This is a genomic window from Paraburkholderia sp. BL10I2N1, from assembly GCF_004361815.1.
In the GTDB taxonomy this organism is placed as follows: domain Bacteria; phylum Pseudomonadota; class Gammaproteobacteria; order Burkholderiales; family Burkholderiaceae; genus Paraburkholderia.
The window spans coordinates 1,012,377-1,030,901 of sequence record NZ_SNWA01000001.1 but is presented as its reverse complement, the minus strand read 5'-3'; the positions used below and the strand labels follow the sequence as shown (position 1 = coordinate 1,030,901).

The window sequence follows — 18,525 nt, the reverse complement described above, 5'->3', positions numbered from 1 at the left end:
CAACCCATTCCTGTTTGACCCCATGCAGATGGGGGATGCCCGCGCAGGGCGTGTGAGAACTCGGCTGGCTTAACGCCAGGCGAAGAAGAGGAGAACGGAGGGGAATCGGCTGCTGTGTCGCATGATGATTTCATTCTACCAGCACAGAAGCGGTGGTGGGTGGGTTACAGGCCCGCGTGGGTGGTCACGGTTCAGTGGGTTGGGTTCATCGCTGCGGAGAGTGGTCAGAACGGGCGGGCCACGTTGCAGGAGGAAAGCGAAGATTGTGTCATCTGTCCGAAAGCCAATGCGGCTGCGGCGCTGAATTGACCGCGCTTCTGTCCTTTCCTCCGTCCTTTGTCGAGTCTCTGGCACTGATAGTCTGACGATACGGACCGCTCTATCGGCATCTGCCTCATTGCGCCCACATCAACCTGACTAAAGACTTTCGACCTGACCATGACCCACAACGCCCTGAACTTTTCCGGCGGTCCCGGTGCGCTGCCGGACGCGGTGCTGGCGCAAACACGCGACGCGATCGTCGCGTTGCCTGAAACCGGCCTGCCCGTGCTCGGCATGAGTCACCGGTCGGACTGGTTCCGCGCGATTCTGGACGAGGCCGAGCAGAACCTGCGGCATCTGCTCGACATCCCGGCCGACTACGCGGTGACGTTTCTTCAGGGCGGCAGCAGTCTGCAGTTCGCGATGATTCCGATGAACTTTGCTGCGCGCGCGAAGGCGCCGCCCGAATACGTGACTTCCGGCTACTGGAGCAATCGGGCGACTGCCGAAGCCGCCAAAGTGACCCATCGCAAGGTTGCATGGGATGGCCGCGCGACCGGATATCGGCAGTTGCCCGCGCTCGACCGCCTCGACGTCGCGCCCGGCGCTGCTTATCTCCACTATGTGTCGAACGAGACCGTGGAGGGCTTGCAGTTTCCGGTCTGCGATACCGCAGCATCGGCGCCGCTGATTACCGATATGTCCTCCGACTTCCTGTCGAAGCCGTTGTGCACCGACCGGTTCTCGATGATTTACGCGCACGCGCAGAAAAACCTCGGACCGGCGGGCGTCACCGTCGCGGTGCTACACCGCGGATTGCTGGAGCGGATCCCGGACGGGTTGCCGGCCATCCTCGACTTTCGCACTCACGTTTTGCACGGGTCCAACTACAACACGCCGCCCGTGTTTGCCATCTATGTGCTGACGCTCATTACGCGCTGGATGCGATTCGACATCGGCGGTTTACAGGCGATGCAGCGAATCAACGAAGGAAAAGCGAAGCGGCTGTACGACACGCTCGATGCGCTGGCCAACGTGGTCACGATTCATGCCGAGCGCCCGTGGCGCTCGCAGATGAACGTCGCATTCACGTTCGGCGACAGCCGGCTCGACGACGAATTCATCGCTGCCGCACGGGAGCAGGGCATAGTCGGGCTGGAAGGGCACCGTTCGCTCGGCGGCCTGCGTGCGTCGCTCTATAACGCGGTCACCCCGCAAGCCGTCGATACGCTGAGTGACGCGCTAACGGAATTCTGTCTGCAACGCGCGTGAACCGGTCGTCATGGAGGACCGGAGGATCGATATGACGCTTTCCCTCAAACCCGACCCAAGCCCCGCCCACGTGCCGTCCGACTGTGCGACCACGCCAGTCTCCGACCCGTCGGAGCTCAATCAGCAGCGCGACAGGCAAGCGGCGCTCGCAACCGTTGCGCAGGCGCTTGACGCAGACCCGCTCGACATGGCGCTTCATCGTGCGATGGTCGAAGCGCTGCGAGCCGCGCATGACGAAGTGGGCACGCTCGCGCACCAGATCGCGCTCATGACATTCGACGAGATCGTGGCGGGTTCCACCGATCCGGCGATCACCGCGCTCCCGCTCTACAACATCGCGACCGTGTACTACGCGAACGGCGAACACACGGCGGCGAAGCGCTGGTATCGATACGCTTTGAGTGCCGCGCCTCCTGTTTTTCTGGACACAGATTTGGGGTAAAACGTGGGTCCCAAACTGGAGTTGTTGATGTTGAAGAAAACAGATGTAAACGGGGTTGCGCCAGAGGCGCTGGAAGGAGCGCGTAGCGCGACTGGAAGCGCCTCTGGCGCCGCCGAAGTCAAGCGTTGGTCGACCGGTCGCAAACGCGGCGTGGTGCTTCGGTTGCTGCGTGGCGAACCCGTCGACGCCGTGTCCCGTGAAGTCGGTGTGACGATCGCCGTGCTCGAGCAATGGCGTGAGCTGGCACTGGCCGGCATGGAGGCCGGCCTGAAGGCACGCACCAGCGATCCCCTGGAAGCCCGGCTCAATGACGCCGTGCGGCGCGTCGGCGAGTTGTCTATGGAAAACGAGATCCTGCGCAAGGAACGTGAACTGCAGGCCCGTCGCCCTTTGACCGCTCGGAGATCGTCGACATGAGCCGCGCGATCTCCGTTAGTGCGAACAAGCCCTTTGGATTGCAACGGGTTTGCCAGGTGCTCGGATTCCCCCGCTCGACGATCTATGCTGTCCGCGCGAGGACAGCGGACAACGTGGTGCCGATCATCCCGGGCCGCCGCGGCCCGAAACCGAAGATGCCCGATGCTGACCTGCTGAAGGCCATCCGCGACGATCTGGTGGCTTCCCCCTTCATCGGCGAGGGGCATCGCAAGGTCTGGGCGCGCTTGCGTATCCTGCACGACATCCGGGTCTCCCGGACCCGCGTGCTGCGACTGATGCGCGAGCACAGCCTGCTGTCGCCGCACCGGCAAGCGCGAGGCGAACCCAACCATCACGATGGCCGGATCACAACCGATTGCCCGAATGAGATGTGGGGCACCGACGGCGTGCGCATCGCGACCGTGGACGACGGCATGGTGTGGATCTTCTCGGCCGTTGATCATTGCGACGGCATGTGTACCGGCATTCATGCCGCGAAGATTGGCGACCGCTTTGCTGCCCTTGAGCCGATCTCCCAGGGGCTGCTGGACGAATTCGGTTCCGTGCTCGCCGATGCGGGCCGCGGGCTGTCGCTGCGTATGGATCACGGTTCGCAGTACACGTCGGACGACTTCCGTAACCAGATCCGGTTCTGGGGCATCGCGCCGAGCTATGCCTTCGTCGCCGAACCCCAGACCAACGGCGTCGCCGAGCGATTCAACCGGACAATGAAGGAACAGGCTATTCATGGACGCATCTTCAAAAACCTGGAGGAAGTTCGTGCCGCCGCCATCGCGTTCAAGGATCGATACAATCGCGACTGGCGTCTTGAAAAGTTGGGCTTCAAATCACCCCTCGAAGCCCGTCAGGAACGGCTGATGAAGCTGGCCGCCTGAGCTGCAAAAGCGTGTCCAGACAACCGGAGCCGGTACACGATACGCTTTGAGGGTTCATGCCGATCTTGCGATTGCGCATCAAAACCTGGCGGCGATCCTGCTGGCGGAGGGCCAGACGGACGAAGGGGAGAGGCATCGCACGCGTGCGTACAGTCTGCAGCGTGTATTCATCGAACCGGTGCAGCAGCCGCGGCGGCAGTTGTTGATCCTGTGCTCGGGGCGCGCGTTGGGCAATGTTCCCTTTGATACGCTGCTTGGGAGTGGGACAGCGTCCCGCATCAAGTACGCGATAGATTACGCCGACGAGGCGGAAGACGCGCAGTTGCCACCGTTCGACCTCGTGTTCAACGCGATCGGCGAACCGGACATCGCGCAGCCTTTGACGCGGCGTCTCGAGAAACTGACGCAGCGCTGCGGCCGGCCCGTGATCAACCGCCCCGACCTTGTGGCGCGAACCCAGCGGCATCGGACTGCGCTGTTGCTTGCGGGCCTCGACAACGTCGTTGTGCCGCCGTGCATGCGCATTGACGATACGCCTGCGTCGTCCACCGCGCTCGCGACCCGCCTTGCCGGAGAGGGCCTCGCGTTTCCGCTGCTGATGCGTCCGCTTGCGACCCACGGCGGGGATGGGCTCACGCTGCAAACGTCGCTGGACGCGCTGTGGTCCGCGATCGCGACCCTGGGTGAACCATGCTATGTGACGCAGTACCACGACTTCCGAAGTGCCGACGGCTTCTGCCGCAAGTACCGCATCGTGTTCGTCGATGGCGAGCCGTATGCCTATCATCTTGCCATTTCGCCGCACTGGATCGTGCATTACGTGTCTGCCGACATGACCGGACATCAGTGGAAGATCGACGAAGAGCGGCGCTTTCTGGAAGATGCGCGCGGGGTGCTTGGCGAACTGGCGATGAACGCGATTGTCGGGATTGGCCGGCGTCTCGGTCTCGACTACTGCGGGATCGACTTCACGTTGCTTCCGGACGGGCGGGTACTCGTGTTCGAAGCCAACGCGACCATGCTGGTTCATCGCGAAGACGCCGACGGCGTGATTGCTCACAAGAACGCTTTTGTGCAGCGTATCGTCGATGCTTTCGAGCAGATGCAGATCCGGCGGGCCGGGGGCTAAAGCCGGTCCTGGCTGACCGCCATTGTGCCGCCTTGCGCCTTGCAGCATGCGCGGAAGATTTGCCCGCGCCTGCTGTCTCGTTTGACGACACCGCAGGAGCCAGCAGCCGGGCGGCTCAGCGGCTCCCTGACTGAATGAGCGATTGCATGTTGCTGGATAGGCCGCAACGCGGATGATCGCTGTCGATCATCCCCGGCGTGGTCTGTCTGTGGTCAGAAGTCGCTATCGAGGCCGTCCTGCACCTGCTCGGCGGCACGCAGCACTGCGCGAGCCTTGTTCTCGGTCTCTTGCCATTCCGATTCAGGCACCGAATCCGCGACGATGCCGGCCGCCGCCTGCACATACAGATTGCCGTTGTGAATGACGCCCGTGCGGATCGTGATCGCCAGATCCATTTCGCCAGTGAACGACAGGTAGCCGACTGCACCGCCGTACAGGCCGCGCTTCACCGGTTCGAGTTCGTCGATCAGTTCCATCGCGCGAACCTTCGGCGCGCCGGACAGCGTGCCGGCCGGGAACGTCGCGCGCAGCACGTCGAAATTGGTCGTGCCGGGCTTCAGCTTGCCTTCGACCGAACTCACGATGTGCTGCACGTGCGAGTACTTTTCGATGACCATCTTGTCGGTCACGGCAACCGAACCGATCTGCGCAATGCGGCCGACGTCGTTACGGGCGAGGTCGATCAGCATGACGTGTTCGGCGATTTCCTTCGGGTCGTTCAGCAGTTCGGTTGCGAGTTCGGCGTCGCGTTCCGGCGTGTTGCCACGCGGACGCGTGCCGGCGAGCGGGCGGATCGTCACGATGCGGTCTTCGCCACGTTTTTCCTGGCGCACCAGAATTTCCGGCGATGCGCCGACCACATGAAAATCGCCGAAGTTGTAGTAGTACATGTACGGCGACGGGTTGAGCGAACGCAGCGCGCGATATAGCGAAAGCGGATTGTCGCGATACGGTTTCGTCAGACGTTGGCCGACCTGAACCTGCATCAATTCGCCGGCTGCGACGTATTCCTTGGCCTTGCGCACGGCGGCGAGGTAATCGTCCCTGGCGAATTCGCGGTAAATCTCGGTTCGCACACTTGCCGACGTCACCGGCGGCTGAACGGTCGTGCGCAGGCGCTGGCGCAGTTCGCGCAGACGCTGCTTCGCGCGGGTGTAGGCTTCGGGCGTCGACGGGTCGGCGTACACGACCAGATACAGCTTGCCCGCCAGGTTGTCGATTACCGCGACTTCTTCAGTCAGGAGCAACTGGATGTCGGGCAGGTCGAGGTCGTCCGGCGGTGCAGTGTGCGCGAGTTTTTTCTCGATGTAGCGCACCGCGTCATAGCCGAAATAGCCAGCCAGACCGCCACTGAAGCGCGGCAGGCCAGGGCGTTGCGCGACCTTGAAGCGAGCCTGGAACTGCTGGATGAAATCGAGCGGATCGCCTTCGTGCGTTTCGACGACCTTGCCATCTCTTACCACTTCGGACACGCCATTTCGGGTGCGCAGGAGCGTGCGAGCCGGCAGGCCGATGAACGAATAGCGTCCGAACCGCTCGCCACCCACTACCGATTCCAGCAGGAAGGAGTTGGCGCCGTTGCGCTCGGGTTGCGCGAGCTTCAGGTAGAGCGACAACGGGGTTTCGAGATCGGCGAGCGCCTCGGCGATCATCGGGATTCGGTTGTAGCCCTCGTTCGCGAGGGACTGAAATTCGAGTTCGGTCATGTTCCGATCCTGTTCGAGCGTCCGGCAGCAGCGCGTGAGGTGTGCGTCGGACAAAGCGGGGGCGTCGCGCTGCCGGTCAGGCGGTCTTTGTCTTGCGACACGGAGAGACCGATCGGCGCGTGCTGTCCCGAGATGCGCGCAGGGTCACGTGACACAACGATGGCCAGATGAAACACTGCAGCAGTTTGTAACGGGAAGCGCGCAGGAGCGCAGCGAAGTAAAAAACGGGTGCCGAAGACGAGCTTCAGCGTACCTCGGGTGAGGTTAGCGCGACCAGCGACGCCAGGGCCAGGCTCCCCGGTCGATGCTGCTCAGACTCCGTTTTTTATTCAGAAACATGAGGAAGAAGGACTTATCAAGTCGTTGAGTGGTGCGCTGCGATTGCCTTGGCGGCATCAAGCAGCGAGGCAACTATACCATCCGATTTTATCGTTTGTACAGATTGCCCATGGTTGTAGCCGTAGGGAACGGTCAGCGTTGCCAGACCGGCCGCGCGGCCGGCCAGCGCATCGTTTTCGGAGTCGCCGATCGCGACCGCCGCTTCCGGCGCAACCTGCATCTGCGCGCAGGCAGTGAGCATGGGCAGCGGGTCGGGCTTCTTTTTCGGCAGCGTGTCGCCACCGATCACGAGGCTGAAATAGCCGATCAGGCCGTATTGCGTGAGCAGCTGCACCGCGAACCGACGCGGCTTGTTGGTGACGCACGCGAGCTTCAGGCCCGCGTCACGCATGGCTTTCAGCCCAGCTTCGACATCCGGATAGAGCCGCGTGTGCGTGCCGTTGATCTTTGCATACTCTTCCTGATAGATCGCGAGCGCCTCGTCGAAACGCTCCTGCGCATGCTCCGTCTCGAAGCGAGGTGCGAGCACGCTGCGGATCAGATGCTCCGAGCCCTTGCCCACGTAGTCGATCACTTCCTCGCGCGAGGTTTCCGCCGCGTCGAGTTGCGCGAGCATGCCGTTCAGGCCGGCGGTGAAATCGTCGGCGGTGTCGACCATCGTGCCGTCGAGGTCGATGATCGCTGCCTGCAGACGGGGGCCAGTAAATCGGGGGGCGGGGAACGGAGGCGTCGCGGCCATGTCAGTGCTCGATGCCGGCGAGGGCGCTGCGCATTTCGTCGATCACGGTCTTGTAGTCGTGTTTGCCGAAGATCGCCGAACCGGCGACGAACGTATCGGCGCCCGCCGCGGCGATTTCCGCGATGTTGTCGACCTTCACGCCGCCGTCCACTTCGAGATGGATTTCGCGGCCGGTCCTGTTCTTGTAGGCGTCGATGCGTGCGCGCGCCTCGCGCAGCTTGTTCAGCGCCTCAGGAATAAACGACTGGCCGCCGAAACCCGGATTCACCGACATGATCAGCACCAGGTCGACGCGATCCATCACGTGATCGAGGTAATTGAGGGGCGTCGCCGGATTGAACACCAGACCCGCCTTGCAGCCGTGATCGCGAATCAGCGACAGCGTGCGGTCGATGTGGTCCGAGCCTTCCGGGTGAAAACTGATCAGGTTCGCGCCGGCCTTGGCGAAATCCGGCACGATCCGGTCGACCGGGCGCACCATCAGATGCACGTCGATCGGCACCTGCACGTGCGGGCGGATTGCTTCGCAGACGAGCGGTCCGATCGTGAGATTCGGCACGTAGTGGTTGTCCATCACGTCGAAGTGAATCCAGTCGGCGCCGGCGGCGACAACATTGCGGACTTCTTCGCCGAGCCGCGCGAAGTCGGCCGACAGGATGCTGGGAGCGATGCGGAATTGCGTCATGACGTGAAGGAGGCAGGCGGAAAACCGTCATTTTAGCGGTTTGTACGCTTCGAAGCCTTATCCTGATGGGATTGTCCGGTTGCGGGCATACGCTCGATCAAGCAGAATGCGAAACCAGAGCGGCTCCCCACCGACTGGCCGCAAACCATTGGCGCTTGGGCTTTCCGCGAGCCTCCCGCAGAATTTCTTCACACCGGAATCAGGATGAGTCAGTACGAATTCAGCGTGTCGTCGCAGGTGCAATACCTGCCCGATGAATCGGACCAGGAGCGCCGCAAGTATGCGTTCGCCTACACGCTGACCATCCGCAACACTGGCCAGGTTCCCGCGCAATTGATTGCCCGCCACTGGGTGATCACCGACAGCGAAGATCACGTTCAGGAAGTGAAAGGTCTCGGCGTGGTCGGACACCAGCCCCTTTTGAAACCGGGCGAGCAATTCGAGTACACCAGCTGGGCGGTGATCGCGACGCCGGTCGGCACCATGCGCGGCGAGTATTTCTGCGTCGCCGAGGACGGCGAGCGTTTCGAGGCGCCCGTGCCCGAATTCATTCTGCGCATGCCGCGCACGCTGCATTGAACCGGTCGCTCGTTTCTCGGTCAGCTGACGGAGTTATTGCTGCGACTGCTGCTTGTCGCGCGTGGCTTTCTGTGCATTTTTCTTCTTGCCGGACGCCGTCCAGACAACGATGAAAATCAGCAGAAACAGCGCCAGAAGCGACTCCAGCGCAAATATAAGCATCGGGTATTCGTCGAACAGATCAGACATGGCGGTTTCCATCAAGAACGAACATTGTATGCGTTTTGTCCGTCAGGCAGCGGGGTGGGCCGGTGCGGTGGCAGTGGCGGTGATGCTTGCTTCATGCGGCGGAGGCGGTGCGGTAAGACTGACGCCGCCCATGGGCGCCGCAATCATTCCCGGCCAGATCGCCACGGCGAGGCTGACCAAGGTCGCGTGGCAACAGGTGCCGGGTTGGGAGGACGACTCGCTGATCGGTGCAGCGGCGGCTTTGCGGCAGAACTGCGTGCGGCTCGCGGGGCAGTCGAACTGGCAGCGCGCGTGCGCAGCGGCGGCCCAACTCGACGACCTCGATGTCGCGAGCGCGCGGGCTTTCTTCGAAGCCTATTTCACGCCGTTCCAGTTCGCCAACACCGACGGGACCCTCGACGGCCTTGTGACGGGTTACTACGAGCCGTTGCTGCGCGGCTCGCGCGTGCGGCATGGCGTGTATCAGACGGCGCTGTACCGTTGGCCGGCCGGCTATCGCGCCGGTGCGCCGCTACCCGCGCGCGCGCAACTGGAGCGTAGCGGCGTGCTGAACGGTAACGAACTTGTGTGGGTCGACGATCCGATTGAGGCGTTCTTCTTGCAGGTGCAGGGTTCCGGCCGGGTCGTAATGGAGGACGGCAGTGTGATGCGGGTCGGCTTTGGCGGCACGAACAACCAGCCGTACAAGTCGATCGGGCGCTGGCTGCTGGATCGTGGCGAACTCACGCCCGCGCAGGCGACGATGCAGGGCATCAAGGCCTGGGCGCTTGCCAATCCGGCGCGAGTCGACGCATTGCTGGACACGAATCCCCGGTTTGTCTTTTTCCGGGAAATGCCATCGAATGAAGCGGTGCCGCAAGGCGGTGCCGATGGTCCGATCGGTGCGCTGGGCGTGCCGCTAACACCTGAGCGTTCCATCGCCGTCGATCCGTCTTCGATTCCGCTCGGCACGCCGGTATTCCTGCAGACGACGCGTCCATTGACCAACTCTCCGATGAATCGTCTCGTGTTCGCGCAGGACACCGGCTCGGCCATCAAGGGCGGCGTGCGTGCCGACTACTTCTGGGGTTTGGGCGACGACGCAGGTGACCTTGCCGGCAAGATGAAGCAGGCCGGGCGTATGTGGTTGCTGCTTCCAAACTCGTGATCTGGTCGCCGGGCCTTCGGTCCGTGATCGGGCGCGCGGTTCGATTTGCGATTCGCAACTGTACGCAGCGAATCGCGTCCCTCTTGCCTTTCCGGAGCGGCTTTTTGTTTCTCAGCCGCCGGCAAAGCGTTTATCGACTACGCGCCGGGCTTTACCAACCGATCGTTCGATACCGTTCACCGCCAGGACGTTGACCACCGCACTCACGCCGATCAGCGCCTTGATGTCGTACGCGAGAGCCTGCTTCGCCGCGTTGAGCGCCGCAGTATCCGGTGCGGTTTCAGGGCATGGCTCGACATTCAATGTCAGCACGTCCAGCGGGCCCTCCTTCGTCAGAACGATCTGATAGTGCGGTGCGAGCGCGTGCTGTTTAAGCAGCAGTTCTTCGATCTGCGTCGGAAACACGTTGACGCCGCGCACGATCATCATGTCGTCAGAGCGCCCCGTGATCTTTTCCATGCGGCGCATCGTGCGCGCCGTGCCCGGCAACAGACGCGTAAGGTCGCGTGTGCGGTAGCGAATGATCGGCAGCGCTTCCTTCGTCAGTGACGTGAAGACGAGTTCGCCGAATTCACCATCGGGCATGACCTCGCCAGTTTGCGGATTGATGATCTCGGGGTAGAAGTGATCTTCCCAGATCGTCGGCCCGTCCTTTGTTTCCACGCATTCCGATGCGACACCTGGACCCATTACTTCAGACAGGCCGTAGATATCGACTGCATCGATGCCCATGCGTTGTTCGATGGCGAGGCGCATGTCGTTTGTCCAGGGCTCAGCGCCAAAGATGCCGATACGAAGCGAGCATTGCGCCGGATCGACGCCTTGTCGCTCCAGTTCGTCCGCGATCGACAGCATGTAGCTCGGCGTCACCATGATGATGTCTGGCCGGAAGTCCTGGATCAGCTGGACCTGCTTTTCGGTCTGGCCGCCGCCAAACGGAATCACCGTGAGGCCGGCGCGTTCGGCTCCGTAGTGCGCGCCGAGGCCGCCGGTGAAGAGGCCGTAGCCGTAGCTCACGTGCACCTTATCGCCACGCCGCGCGCCGGCGGCGCGAATCGAGCGGGCAACGAGATTGGCCCACGTGTCGATGTCTCGTGCGGTGTAACCGACGACGGTCGGTTTGCCGGTCGTTCCCGACGATGCATGAATTCGCGAGATCTGTTCCTGCGGAACGGCGAACATACCGAACGGGTAGCTGTCGCGCAGATCCTTCTTGGTGGTGAACGGGAAGCGGGACAGGTCGGCCAGCGTCTTCACTTCAGAAGGGTGAACGCCGGCTTCATCGAATTTGCGTCGGTAGACGGGCGAATTTTCATACGCGTGCGCGAGCGACCATTTCAGTCGTTCCAGCTGGAGTGCGGCGAGTTCGTCGCGACTCACCGTTTCGATCGGGTCGAGCGGGAGCGTGGTTGTCATCGAATGTCTCCTTTGCATCTTCAGTCATTAGAATAGGACGCGGTTCGCCCGTTGCCAGGCAGCAAAAGCTATGGCGACCTACCGGTCGCCTGGAATCACGGTGCCGCGGATTTGCGCGGACTTGCCGCGGAACATCGCGACTGTCTCGCCCGCGCGGTTCGTCACCCGGATGTCGTAGATACCGTTGCGTCCGCTCAGCGTCTGTTCGGTGGCTTCGGCCGTCAGCTCGTCATCGGCTGGAACCGGACGCAGGAACTCGATCGAGCAGCCCGACGCTACGGTGTTGACGTTGTATGAGTTGCAGGCGAATGCGAACGTGGAATCGGCTAGCGTGAAGATCAGGCCGCCATGGCAGATCTGATGGCCGTTCAGGAAGTCGGGGCGAACTTTCATGTGCATTCGCGCGTATCCGGCGCGGACTTCAAGGAGTTTGAGGCCAAGCGCCTGGCTGCAGGCGTCCGCGTCGTACATGGACTGCGCGGTGGCGCGTGCGAGTTCGTCGGGTGTCATTCTGGCGTCGGGCTGTGCGGACATGTCAGCGACCCTCAAAGCGTGGTACGCGCCGTTCGATAAAGGCGCGTACGCCCTCTGCGTAGTCATGCGATGCGCCAAGATCGCGCTGCAGATCGCGTTCGAGATCGAGTTGCTGGTCGAGTGTTTGCGTGGCACCTGCCCGCATCGCCCGTTTGATGGCGGCTATCGCCAGGGTTGGCTGCTGCGCAAGCTGCGTTGCGAGTTTTGCTGCATGGTTCTGTAGTTCGGCATCGTCGACAACTTGCCAGACGAGGCCCCAACTTTCCGCTTTCTCGGCGGGAAGTTTGTCGCCGGTGATCGCAAGTCCGAGTGCGCGCGCCATGCCGATGCGCTGCGGCAGGAACCACGTACCGCCGGAGTCGGGAACGAGGCCGATCTTCACGAATGCCTGGATGAAGCTGGCCGACCGCGCCGCTAGCACCAGATCGCACGCTAGCGCGAGATTTGCGCCTGCGCCTGCGGCCGCACCATTGACCGCTGCGATGACAGGCAACGGCAGCGCCTGCAAGCGACGGATCAGCGGGTTGAAGTGATCGTCGATCACCTGGCCGAGGTCGGTCATCGCGCCTGGTGTGAAATCCAGGTCGGCAAGATCCTGACCGGCACAGAATCCGCGGCCCGCGCCCGTCAGCACGATGCAGCGGGCGCCGGAGGCTTCGACTTCATCGAGGGCGGCGCTGAGTTCCTTGTGCATCGCTCGCGTGAAGCTGTTCAGCTTGTCCGGGCGGTTCAGCGTCACGGTGGCAACGCAGGTTGACGCGTCGAAGTCGACGAGGATCGCTTCATAGGACATCGGTTGTCTCCTCTTTGTGTCCAGCTCTTGCACGCGCAGAACGCGGGCTTGTCAAACGCGTTCGATGGCGATGGCGATACCCTGGCCGACGCCGATGCACATCGTGCACAGCGCGAAGCGGCCATTTGTCCGTTCCAGCTGGTAGAGCGCGGTCGTGATGAGCCTTGCCCCCGACGCGCCGAGGGGATGACCGAGGGCGATCGCTCCGCCATTCGGATTGACGCGCGGGTCGTCATCCCGCAGGCCGAGCGTACGCAACACTGCCAGCCCCTGGGAGGCGAATGCTTCGTTCAGTTCAATCGCGTCGAACTGTTCAAGCGACATGCCGAGCCGTTTCAGCAGTTTTTGCGTGGCGGGCGCAGGACCGATGCCCATCACACGCGGTTCCACGCCGGCAGTCGCCATGCCGACGATGCGCGCTCGCGGGCGCAGTCCGTATGCTTCTGCGGCTTCCTTGCCTGCAAGCAGCAGTGCACATGCGCCGTCGTTCACTCCAGATGCGTTACCCGCCGTCACGGTGCCATCGCTTCGCACAACACCTTTGAGTTTGCCGAGTGCTTCGAGTGACGTTTCGCGGGGATGCTCGTCGACTGTCACGCGGACCGGGTCACCTTTCTTCTGCGGAATTTCGACGGCAACGATTTCCTGCGCCAACGTGCCGTCACGTTGCGCGCGCGCTGCCTTCTGCTGGCTTCGCAGCGCGAATGCATCCTGATCGGCGCGACTCACGCCGAATTCGATGGCCACGTTCTCCGCCGTTTCAGGCATGGAGTCGACGCCGTAGTCGCGTTTCATCAGTGCATTGACGAAGCGCCAGCCAATTGTCGTGTCATGAATTTCGGCCTGACGCGAGAATGCGCTGGTCGCCTTGCCCATGACAAACGGCGCACGCGTCATGCTCTCGACGCCACCCGCAATCATCAAACCTGCCTCGCCAGCCTTGATCGCGCGCGCCGCAGTGCCGACCGCGTCCATGCCTGAGCCGCACAGTCGGTTCAGCGTCGCGCCGGGCGCTTCGGTTGGTAGTCCCGCGAGCAATGCCGACATGCGCGCGACATTGCGGTTGTCTTCGCCCGCCTGGTTGGCGCAACCATAAATGACGTCGTCAAGCGCGCGCCAGTCGACGCCAGGGTTGCGTTCGATCAACGCCTTGATAGGTACCGCGCCAAGGTCGTCTGCACGCACGTCTTTGAGTGCACCGCCGTAGCGGCCGAAGGGAGTACGAATCGCATCGCAAATGAAGGCGTCTGTCATGTCCGGTTCCAGAAAGTGACGGCCGGCCTGCAATCCGGGCCGTCAGTTCATATTAGTGGGGCGTAAGGCGGCGTTCTATTCGGCCAAACGGCATATGCCATTTGGTCGAATTACGCGGGGACCGCCTTTGGTTCAACATGGATTCGGCTTTGCACCACACGGAAGCGGTTCGCGACGAACGCTGAATCGGCGAGTGCTGCGTTCGCAGCGGGGTTCGCACCGGTGCCGTGGAAGTCGGAGAACGCCGCCGACTGATTGACGAACACGCCGCCAGTCAGGTTGATGGATAGCGCGACGCCTCCACAGATCGATGCTTCGTGTGCGGCTTCCAGGACGGCGTCGTCTGTGCTGTAGACGGACAGCGTGAGTGCCCCGTGTTCGGCCGCGATGGCGCCGGCAAGCTCCAGCGACTGTGCGGTCGAATCGGTTGCGATCACGAACGAAATCGGACCGAACCATTCGCGGGTGAACTGCGCGGCGTCCTTCGCAGCGTCGAGTTGGAGCACGAGCGGTGTGAGCACGCGCGCTTGCGCGAATGCCGGATGCGCGAGCGCTTTGCTGTCTGCAAGCACGCGTCCGAGTTTGCGTGCGTCGTCAATACGTTGCGCGATGCCGTCATTCTGGATCGCACCAAGCAATTCGACGGCCCGAACTGGGTCGGCCACCAGCTTTTGCACGGCGGTGGCGAGCGCTTCGGCAACGGCATCGAAGCTGATCGTGCCCTCAGTAGTGTTGATGCCGTCGCGCGGGACGTAGATGTTCTGTGGCGCTGTGCACATCTGTCCGGAATACAGCGCCAGCGAGAAGGCGATGTTGCGGGCCACCGATTTGAGGTCGTCTACTGAGTCGATCACGATCTGGTTGACGCCGGCCTTTTCCGTGAACACTTGCGCCTGATGCGCGTTGTGTTCAAGCCACGTGCCGTTCTGAGTGCTGCCCGTGAAATCGATCAGCTTGATTTGGGAGCGTAGTGCGAGATCCTGGACAAGAGCGCCGTCGTTCGGATCTGTCGCAAGCAGCGTGACGACATTCGGGTCGAATCCCGCTTCGCGCAGAACCTCACGTGCGATGCGTACTGTGATTGCCAGCGGCAGGATCGCGCCCGGATGCGGCTTGACGATGACCGTGTTGCCGGTTGCGAGATCGGCGAAGAGGCCGGGATATCCGTTCCAGGTCGGGAAGGTACAACATCCGAGGACGAGACCGGTGCCGCGCGGCACAACCGTGTAGCGTTTGTGCATTGCAAGAGGCGGGTTCTTGCCTTGTGGCTTTTCCCAGTGCGAATCTGCGGGAGTGCGGCGCATCTGGTCCCATGCGTATGTAACCGCCTCCAGCGCACGATCCTGTGCGTGCGGACCGCCCGCCTGGAACGCCATCATGAACGCCTGTCCGGTCGTATGCATGACGCTGTAGCCGATCTCGAAACTGGCGCGATTGACACGTTCGAGAATTTCGAGGCTGACGCCCACCCATGCCTGTGGTCCGGCGACGCGCCACGCGGGCTGGGCGTTCGCTGCTGCCGCAATTAGTGCATTGGGGTCTGCTTTCGGGTAACGGATGCCAAGCGGGAAGCCGAATGGCGATACCTCGGCGCCTACGGTTTGCCCGGTCGCCGGTTGATCGAGTTCGAACGTTTTGTTCAGATGGCTCTTGAACGCCGCTTCGCCATCCGCGTTTGCAGTTTCCCCGTACACTTTTGGACTGGGCATTTCGGCGTACGGGCTCCAGTAGCCACGCGTCTCGATGGCTGCAAGCGCCTTCTGGAGCGTGTCTTCATGCTTCTTGAATAGCGGATGTGTCATGGCGGAGATGATGCTGAAGGTTGGGGGAGCTAAGTCAAATAATTAACCGACCGGTTGGTTGGTGAATGGTAGCATCATTGGGACGGGCGCGCGAAGCGTTTTCGCGCTTCATTCAAAACAGGGAGGACGCGTGAGTTACGAAAACATTCTGGTTGAGACTCGGGGGCGGGTTGGATTGGTGACGTTGAACCGCCCGAAGGCGCTGAACGCGTTAAACGATGCGTTGATGGACGAACTGGGCGCGGCGCTCGAAGCATTTGACGCTGACGAAGGAATTGGCGCGGTTGTCATCACAGGGAGCGAAAAGGCCTTCGCCGCCGGAGCCGATATCGGCATGATGGCCACGTACAGCTATATGGATGTCTACAAAGGCGACTACATCACGCGCAATTGGGAGTCCGTGCGTTCGATCCGCAAACCCATCATTGCGGCAGTCGCTGGATTTGCGTTGGGTGGCGGCTGCGAGCTTGCGATGATGTGCGACATCATTCTTGCCGCCGACACCGCAAAGTTTGGTCAGCCAGAAATCAAACTCGGAATCATGCCAGGTGCCGGGGGGACGCAGCGGCTGCCGCGCGCGGTATCCAAGGCGAAGGCAATGGACATGTGTCTGACGGGGCGCTTTATGGATGCAGCGGAAGCCGAGCGAGCTGGGCTGGTATCTCGTGTGGTTTCCGCCGCATCGCTACTCGAGGAGGCAGTGGCTGCCGCAGCGACGATCGCGGAATTTCCGTTGCCGGCTGTGATGATGGTCAAGGAGTCGGTGAATCGTGCTTATGAAACGACGCTTGCCGAAGGCGTGCATTTCGAGCGGCGCCTGTTCCATTCGCTCTTTGCGACGGAGGATCAGAAAGAGGGGATGGCTGCATTCGTCGCGAAGCGCAAACCCGTGTTTAAGCACCGTTAAACAGGCACAGCAAAATAACGCTTGCAAGGGTGCGGGAGGCTGGCTAGAATTCCGGTCTTTCGCGCTTTCGGAAGAAGGTGCGGGGAAGCGGGAAGCCAGGGTTGGCAAGGCTTTGCGAGGTGGTTGGCGGGCTGGGGTGGTTAAAGAAACCTGTTGACGACATAGCGGAAGTTCTTCATAATCTCGTTTCTCTGCTGCTGATGCAGCGACGCAGGGCGAAGCGGTGCCGGAGGGTGGTCTGACCGGTGCGGCGCGCGAGGCGGATCGATCTTTAAAAATTAACAGCCGATAAGTGTGGGCGCTTGATGGCGACGCGCTGGCGGGTTCTTCGGGGCCGGTCAGGACAAGGCGAAAGTATCAAGTCTCACACAGTAATGAAAGGAAGGTTTGACCGTCGCGAGACGGTTGGATCATTCGTCAGTACGTTGAGTGAGCGACCGGTTGGTAAAACAACCGAAAACAGTAACAGGTTTGAACTGAAGAGTTTGATCCTGGCTCAGATTGAACGCTGGCGGCATGCCTTACACATGCAAGTCGAACGGCAGCACGGGGGCAACCCTGGTGGCGAGTGGCGAACGGGTGAGTAATACATCGGAACGTGTCCTGGAGTGGGGGATAGCCCGGCGAAAGCCGGATTAATACCGCATACGCTCTGAGGAGGAAAGCGGGGGATCGCAAGACCTCGCGCTCAAGGGGCGGCCGATGGCAGATTAGCTGGTTGGTGGGGTAAAGGCCTACCAAGGCGACGATCTGTAGCTGGTCTGAGAGGACGACCAGCCACACTGGGACTGAGACACGGCCCAGACTCCTACGGGAGGCAGCAGTGGGGAATTTTGGACAATGGGGGCAACCCTGATCCAGCAATGCCGCGTGTGTGAAGAAGGCCTTCGGGTTGTAAAGCACTTTTGTCCGGAAAGAAAACCTCAGCCCTAATACGGCGGGGGGATGACGGTACCGGAAGAATAAGCACCGGCTAACTACGTGCCAGCAGCCGCGGTAATACGTAGGGTGCGAGCGTTAATCGGAATTACTGGGCGTAAAGCGTGCGCAGGCGGTTCGTTAAGACAGATGTGAAATCCCCGGGCTTAACCTGGGAACTGCATTTGTGACTGGCGGGCTAGAGTATGGCAGAGGGGGGTAGAATTCCACGTGTAGCAGTGAAATGCGTAGAGATGTGGAGGAATACCGATGGCGAAGGCAGCCCCCTGGGCCAATACTGACGCTCATGCACGAAAGCGTGGGGAGCAAACAGGATTAGATACCCTGGTAGTCCACGCCCTAAACGATGTCAACTAGTTGTCGGGTCTTCATTGACTTGGTAACGTAGCTAACGCGTGAAGTTGACCGCCTGGGGAGTACGGTCGCAAGATTAAAACTCAAAGGAATTGACGGGGACCCGCACAAGCGGTGGATGATGTGGATTAATTCGATGCAACGCGAAAAACCTTACCTACCCTTGACATGGACGGAGCCTGGCTGAAAGGCCGGGGTGCTCGAAAGAGAACCGTCGCACAGGTGCTGCATGGCTGTCGTCAGCTCGTGTCGTGAGATGTTGGGTTAAGTCCCGCAACGAGCGCAACCCTTGTCCCTAGTTGCTACGCAAGAGCACTCTAGGGAGACTGCCGGTGACAAACCGGAGGAAGGTGGGGATGACGTCAAGTCCTCATGGCCCTTATGGGTAGGGCTTCACACGTCATACAATGGTCGGAACAGAGGGCTGCCAACCCGTGAGGGGGAGCCAATCCCAGAAAACCGATCGTAGTCCGGATCGCAGTCTGCAACTCGACTGCGTGAAGCTGGAATCGCTAGTAATCGCGGATCAGCATGCCGCGGTGAATACGTTCCCGGGTCTTGTACACACCGCCCGTCACACCATGGGAGTGGGTTTTACCAGAAGTGGCTAGTCTAACCGCAAGGAGGACGGTCACCACGGTAGGATTCATGACTGGGGTGAAGTCGTAACAAGGTAGCCGTATCGGAAGGTGCGGCTGGATCACCTCCTTTCTCGAGCCAACACG

The 18,525-nt window shown here is 61.5% G+C and carries 16 protein-coding genes and 1 rRNA gene; 9 read left to right on the top strand and 8 right to left on the bottom strand.

What is annotated here, in order from left to right; genetic code table 11:
- Positions 1–438: 438 nt before the first annotated feature.
- Genes serC through B0G77_RS04770 form a run of 5 tightly spaced genes read left to right on the top strand, consistent with a single transcriptional unit; the run spans position 439 to position 4,417 of the window.
- Positions 439–1,533 carry a 3-phosphoserine/phosphohydroxythreonine transaminase gene (gene serC / locus B0G77_RS04790; RefSeq protein WP_133661088.1) on the top strand — a complete coding sequence of 365 codons (1,095 nt, stop codon included), beginning with the start codon at positions 439–441 and terminating at the stop codon, positions 1,531–1,533.
- Between the two features lie 31 nt (positions 1,534–1,564).
- The gene (locus tag B0G77_RS04785) at positions 1,565–1,975 is read left to right on the top strand and encodes a hypothetical protein (protein WP_133661087.1); all 411 of its coding nucleotides are present in this window, start codon (positions 1,565–1,567) and stop codon (positions 1,973–1,975) included.
- Between the two features lie 27 nt (positions 1,976–2,002).
- Positions 2,003–2,392 carry a transposase gene (locus B0G77_RS04780; protein ID WP_133661086.1) on the top strand — a complete coding sequence of 130 codons (390 nt, stop codon included), beginning with the start codon at positions 2,003–2,005 and terminating at the stop codon, positions 2,390–2,392.
- On the top strand, positions 2,389–3,288 hold the full coding sequence (locus tag B0G77_RS04775) for an integrase core domain-containing protein (protein WP_133661085.1): 900 nt from the start codon (positions 2,389–2,391) through the stop codon (positions 3,286–3,288). The genes B0G77_RS04780 and B0G77_RS04775 overlap by 4 nt, the downstream gene beginning before the upstream one ends.
- Before the next feature lie 46 nt (positions 3,289–3,334).
- Positions 3,335–4,417 (top strand): hypothetical protein, encoded by a 1,083-nt coding sequence (locus tag B0G77_RS04770; RefSeq protein ID WP_133661084.1) that lies wholly within the window; start codon positions 3,335–3,337, stop codon positions 4,415–4,417.
- Positions 4,418–4,629: 212 nt separating this feature from the next.
- Here the strand turns inward: B0G77_RS04770 and trpE are convergent, their stop codons facing one another.
- The 3 genes from trpE to rpe form a co-directional block, all read right to left on the bottom strand.
- On the bottom strand, positions 4,630–6,123 hold the full coding sequence (trpE, locus tag B0G77_RS04765; protein WP_133661083.1) for an anthranilate synthase component I: 1,494 nt from the start codon (positions 6,121–6,123) through the stop codon (positions 4,630–4,632).
- A 355-nt stretch (positions 6,124–6,478) separates the two neighbouring features.
- Positions 6,479–7,201, bottom strand: a complete 723-nt coding sequence (locus B0G77_RS04760) for a phosphoglycolate phosphatase (RefSeq protein ID WP_133661082.1) — start codon at positions 7,199–7,201, stop codon at positions 6,479–6,481.
- A gap of 1 nt (position 7,202) precedes the next feature.
- A complete protein-coding gene (rpe, locus tag B0G77_RS04755) occupies positions 7,203–7,886 on the bottom strand; it encodes a ribulose-phosphate 3-epimerase (RefSeq protein WP_133661081.1) in 684 nt (227 codons plus the stop codon).
- Between the two features lie 204 nt (positions 7,887–8,090).
- Here rpe and apaG point away from each other — a divergent pair, with 204 nt between their 5' ends.
- On the top strand, positions 8,091–8,465 hold the full coding sequence (apaG, locus tag B0G77_RS04750; protein WP_133661080.1) for a Co2+/Mg2+ efflux protein ApaG: 375 nt from the start codon (positions 8,091–8,093) through the stop codon (positions 8,463–8,465).
- Positions 8,466–8,574: 109 nt separating this feature from the next.
- A complete protein-coding gene (locus B0G77_RS04745; RefSeq protein ID WP_133661079.1) occupies positions 8,575–9,801 on the top strand; it encodes an MltA domain-containing protein in 1,227 nt (408 codons plus the stop codon).
- A 111-nt stretch (positions 9,802–9,912) separates the two neighbouring features.
- Here the strand turns inward: B0G77_RS04745 and paaK are convergent, their stop codons facing one another.
- From paaK to paaN, 5 genes are all read right to left on the bottom strand, one after another.
- Entirely contained in the window at positions 9,913–11,217 is a 1,305-nt protein-coding gene (gene paaK, locus B0G77_RS04740) for a phenylacetate--CoA ligase PaaK (protein ID WP_133661078.1), read from the bottom strand.
- 78 nt (positions 11,218–11,295) lie between these two features.
- A complete protein-coding gene (gene paaI / locus B0G77_RS04735; protein WP_133661077.1) occupies positions 11,296–11,751 on the bottom strand; it encodes a hydroxyphenylacetyl-CoA thioesterase PaaI in 456 nt (151 codons plus the stop codon).
- Between the two features lies 1 nt (position 11,752).
- The gene (paaG, locus tag B0G77_RS04730) at positions 11,753–12,544 is read right to left on the bottom strand and encodes a 2-(1,2-epoxy-1,2-dihydrophenyl)acetyl-CoA isomerase PaaG (RefSeq protein WP_133661076.1); all 792 of its coding nucleotides are present in this window, start codon (positions 12,542–12,544) and stop codon (positions 11,753–11,755) included.
- A 51-nt stretch (positions 12,545–12,595) separates the two neighbouring features.
- The gene (gene pcaF / locus B0G77_RS04725; RefSeq protein WP_133661075.1) at positions 12,596–13,798 is read right to left on the bottom strand and encodes a 3-oxoadipyl-CoA thiolase; all 1,203 of its coding nucleotides are present in this window, start codon (positions 13,796–13,798) and stop codon (positions 12,596–12,598) included.
- Positions 13,799–13,908: 110 nt separating this feature from the next.
- A complete protein-coding gene (gene paaN, locus B0G77_RS04720; protein ID WP_133661074.1) occupies positions 13,909–15,600 on the bottom strand; it encodes a phenylacetic acid degradation protein PaaN in 1,692 nt (563 codons plus the stop codon).
- Positions 15,601–15,730: 130 nt separating this feature from the next.
- On the opposite strand from paaN, the gene B0G77_RS04715 reads away from it, so the two are divergent.
- Positions 15,731–16,507, top strand: coding sequence for an enoyl-CoA hydratase (locus B0G77_RS04715; protein WP_133661073.1), 777 nt, complete (start codon positions 15,731–15,733; stop codon positions 16,505–16,507).
- A 473-nt stretch (positions 16,508–16,980) separates the two neighbouring features.
- Positions 16,981–18,511: ribosomal RNA gene (locus B0G77_RS04710) — 16S ribosomal RNA — on the top strand.
- Positions 18,512–18,525: the final 14 nt, after the last annotated feature.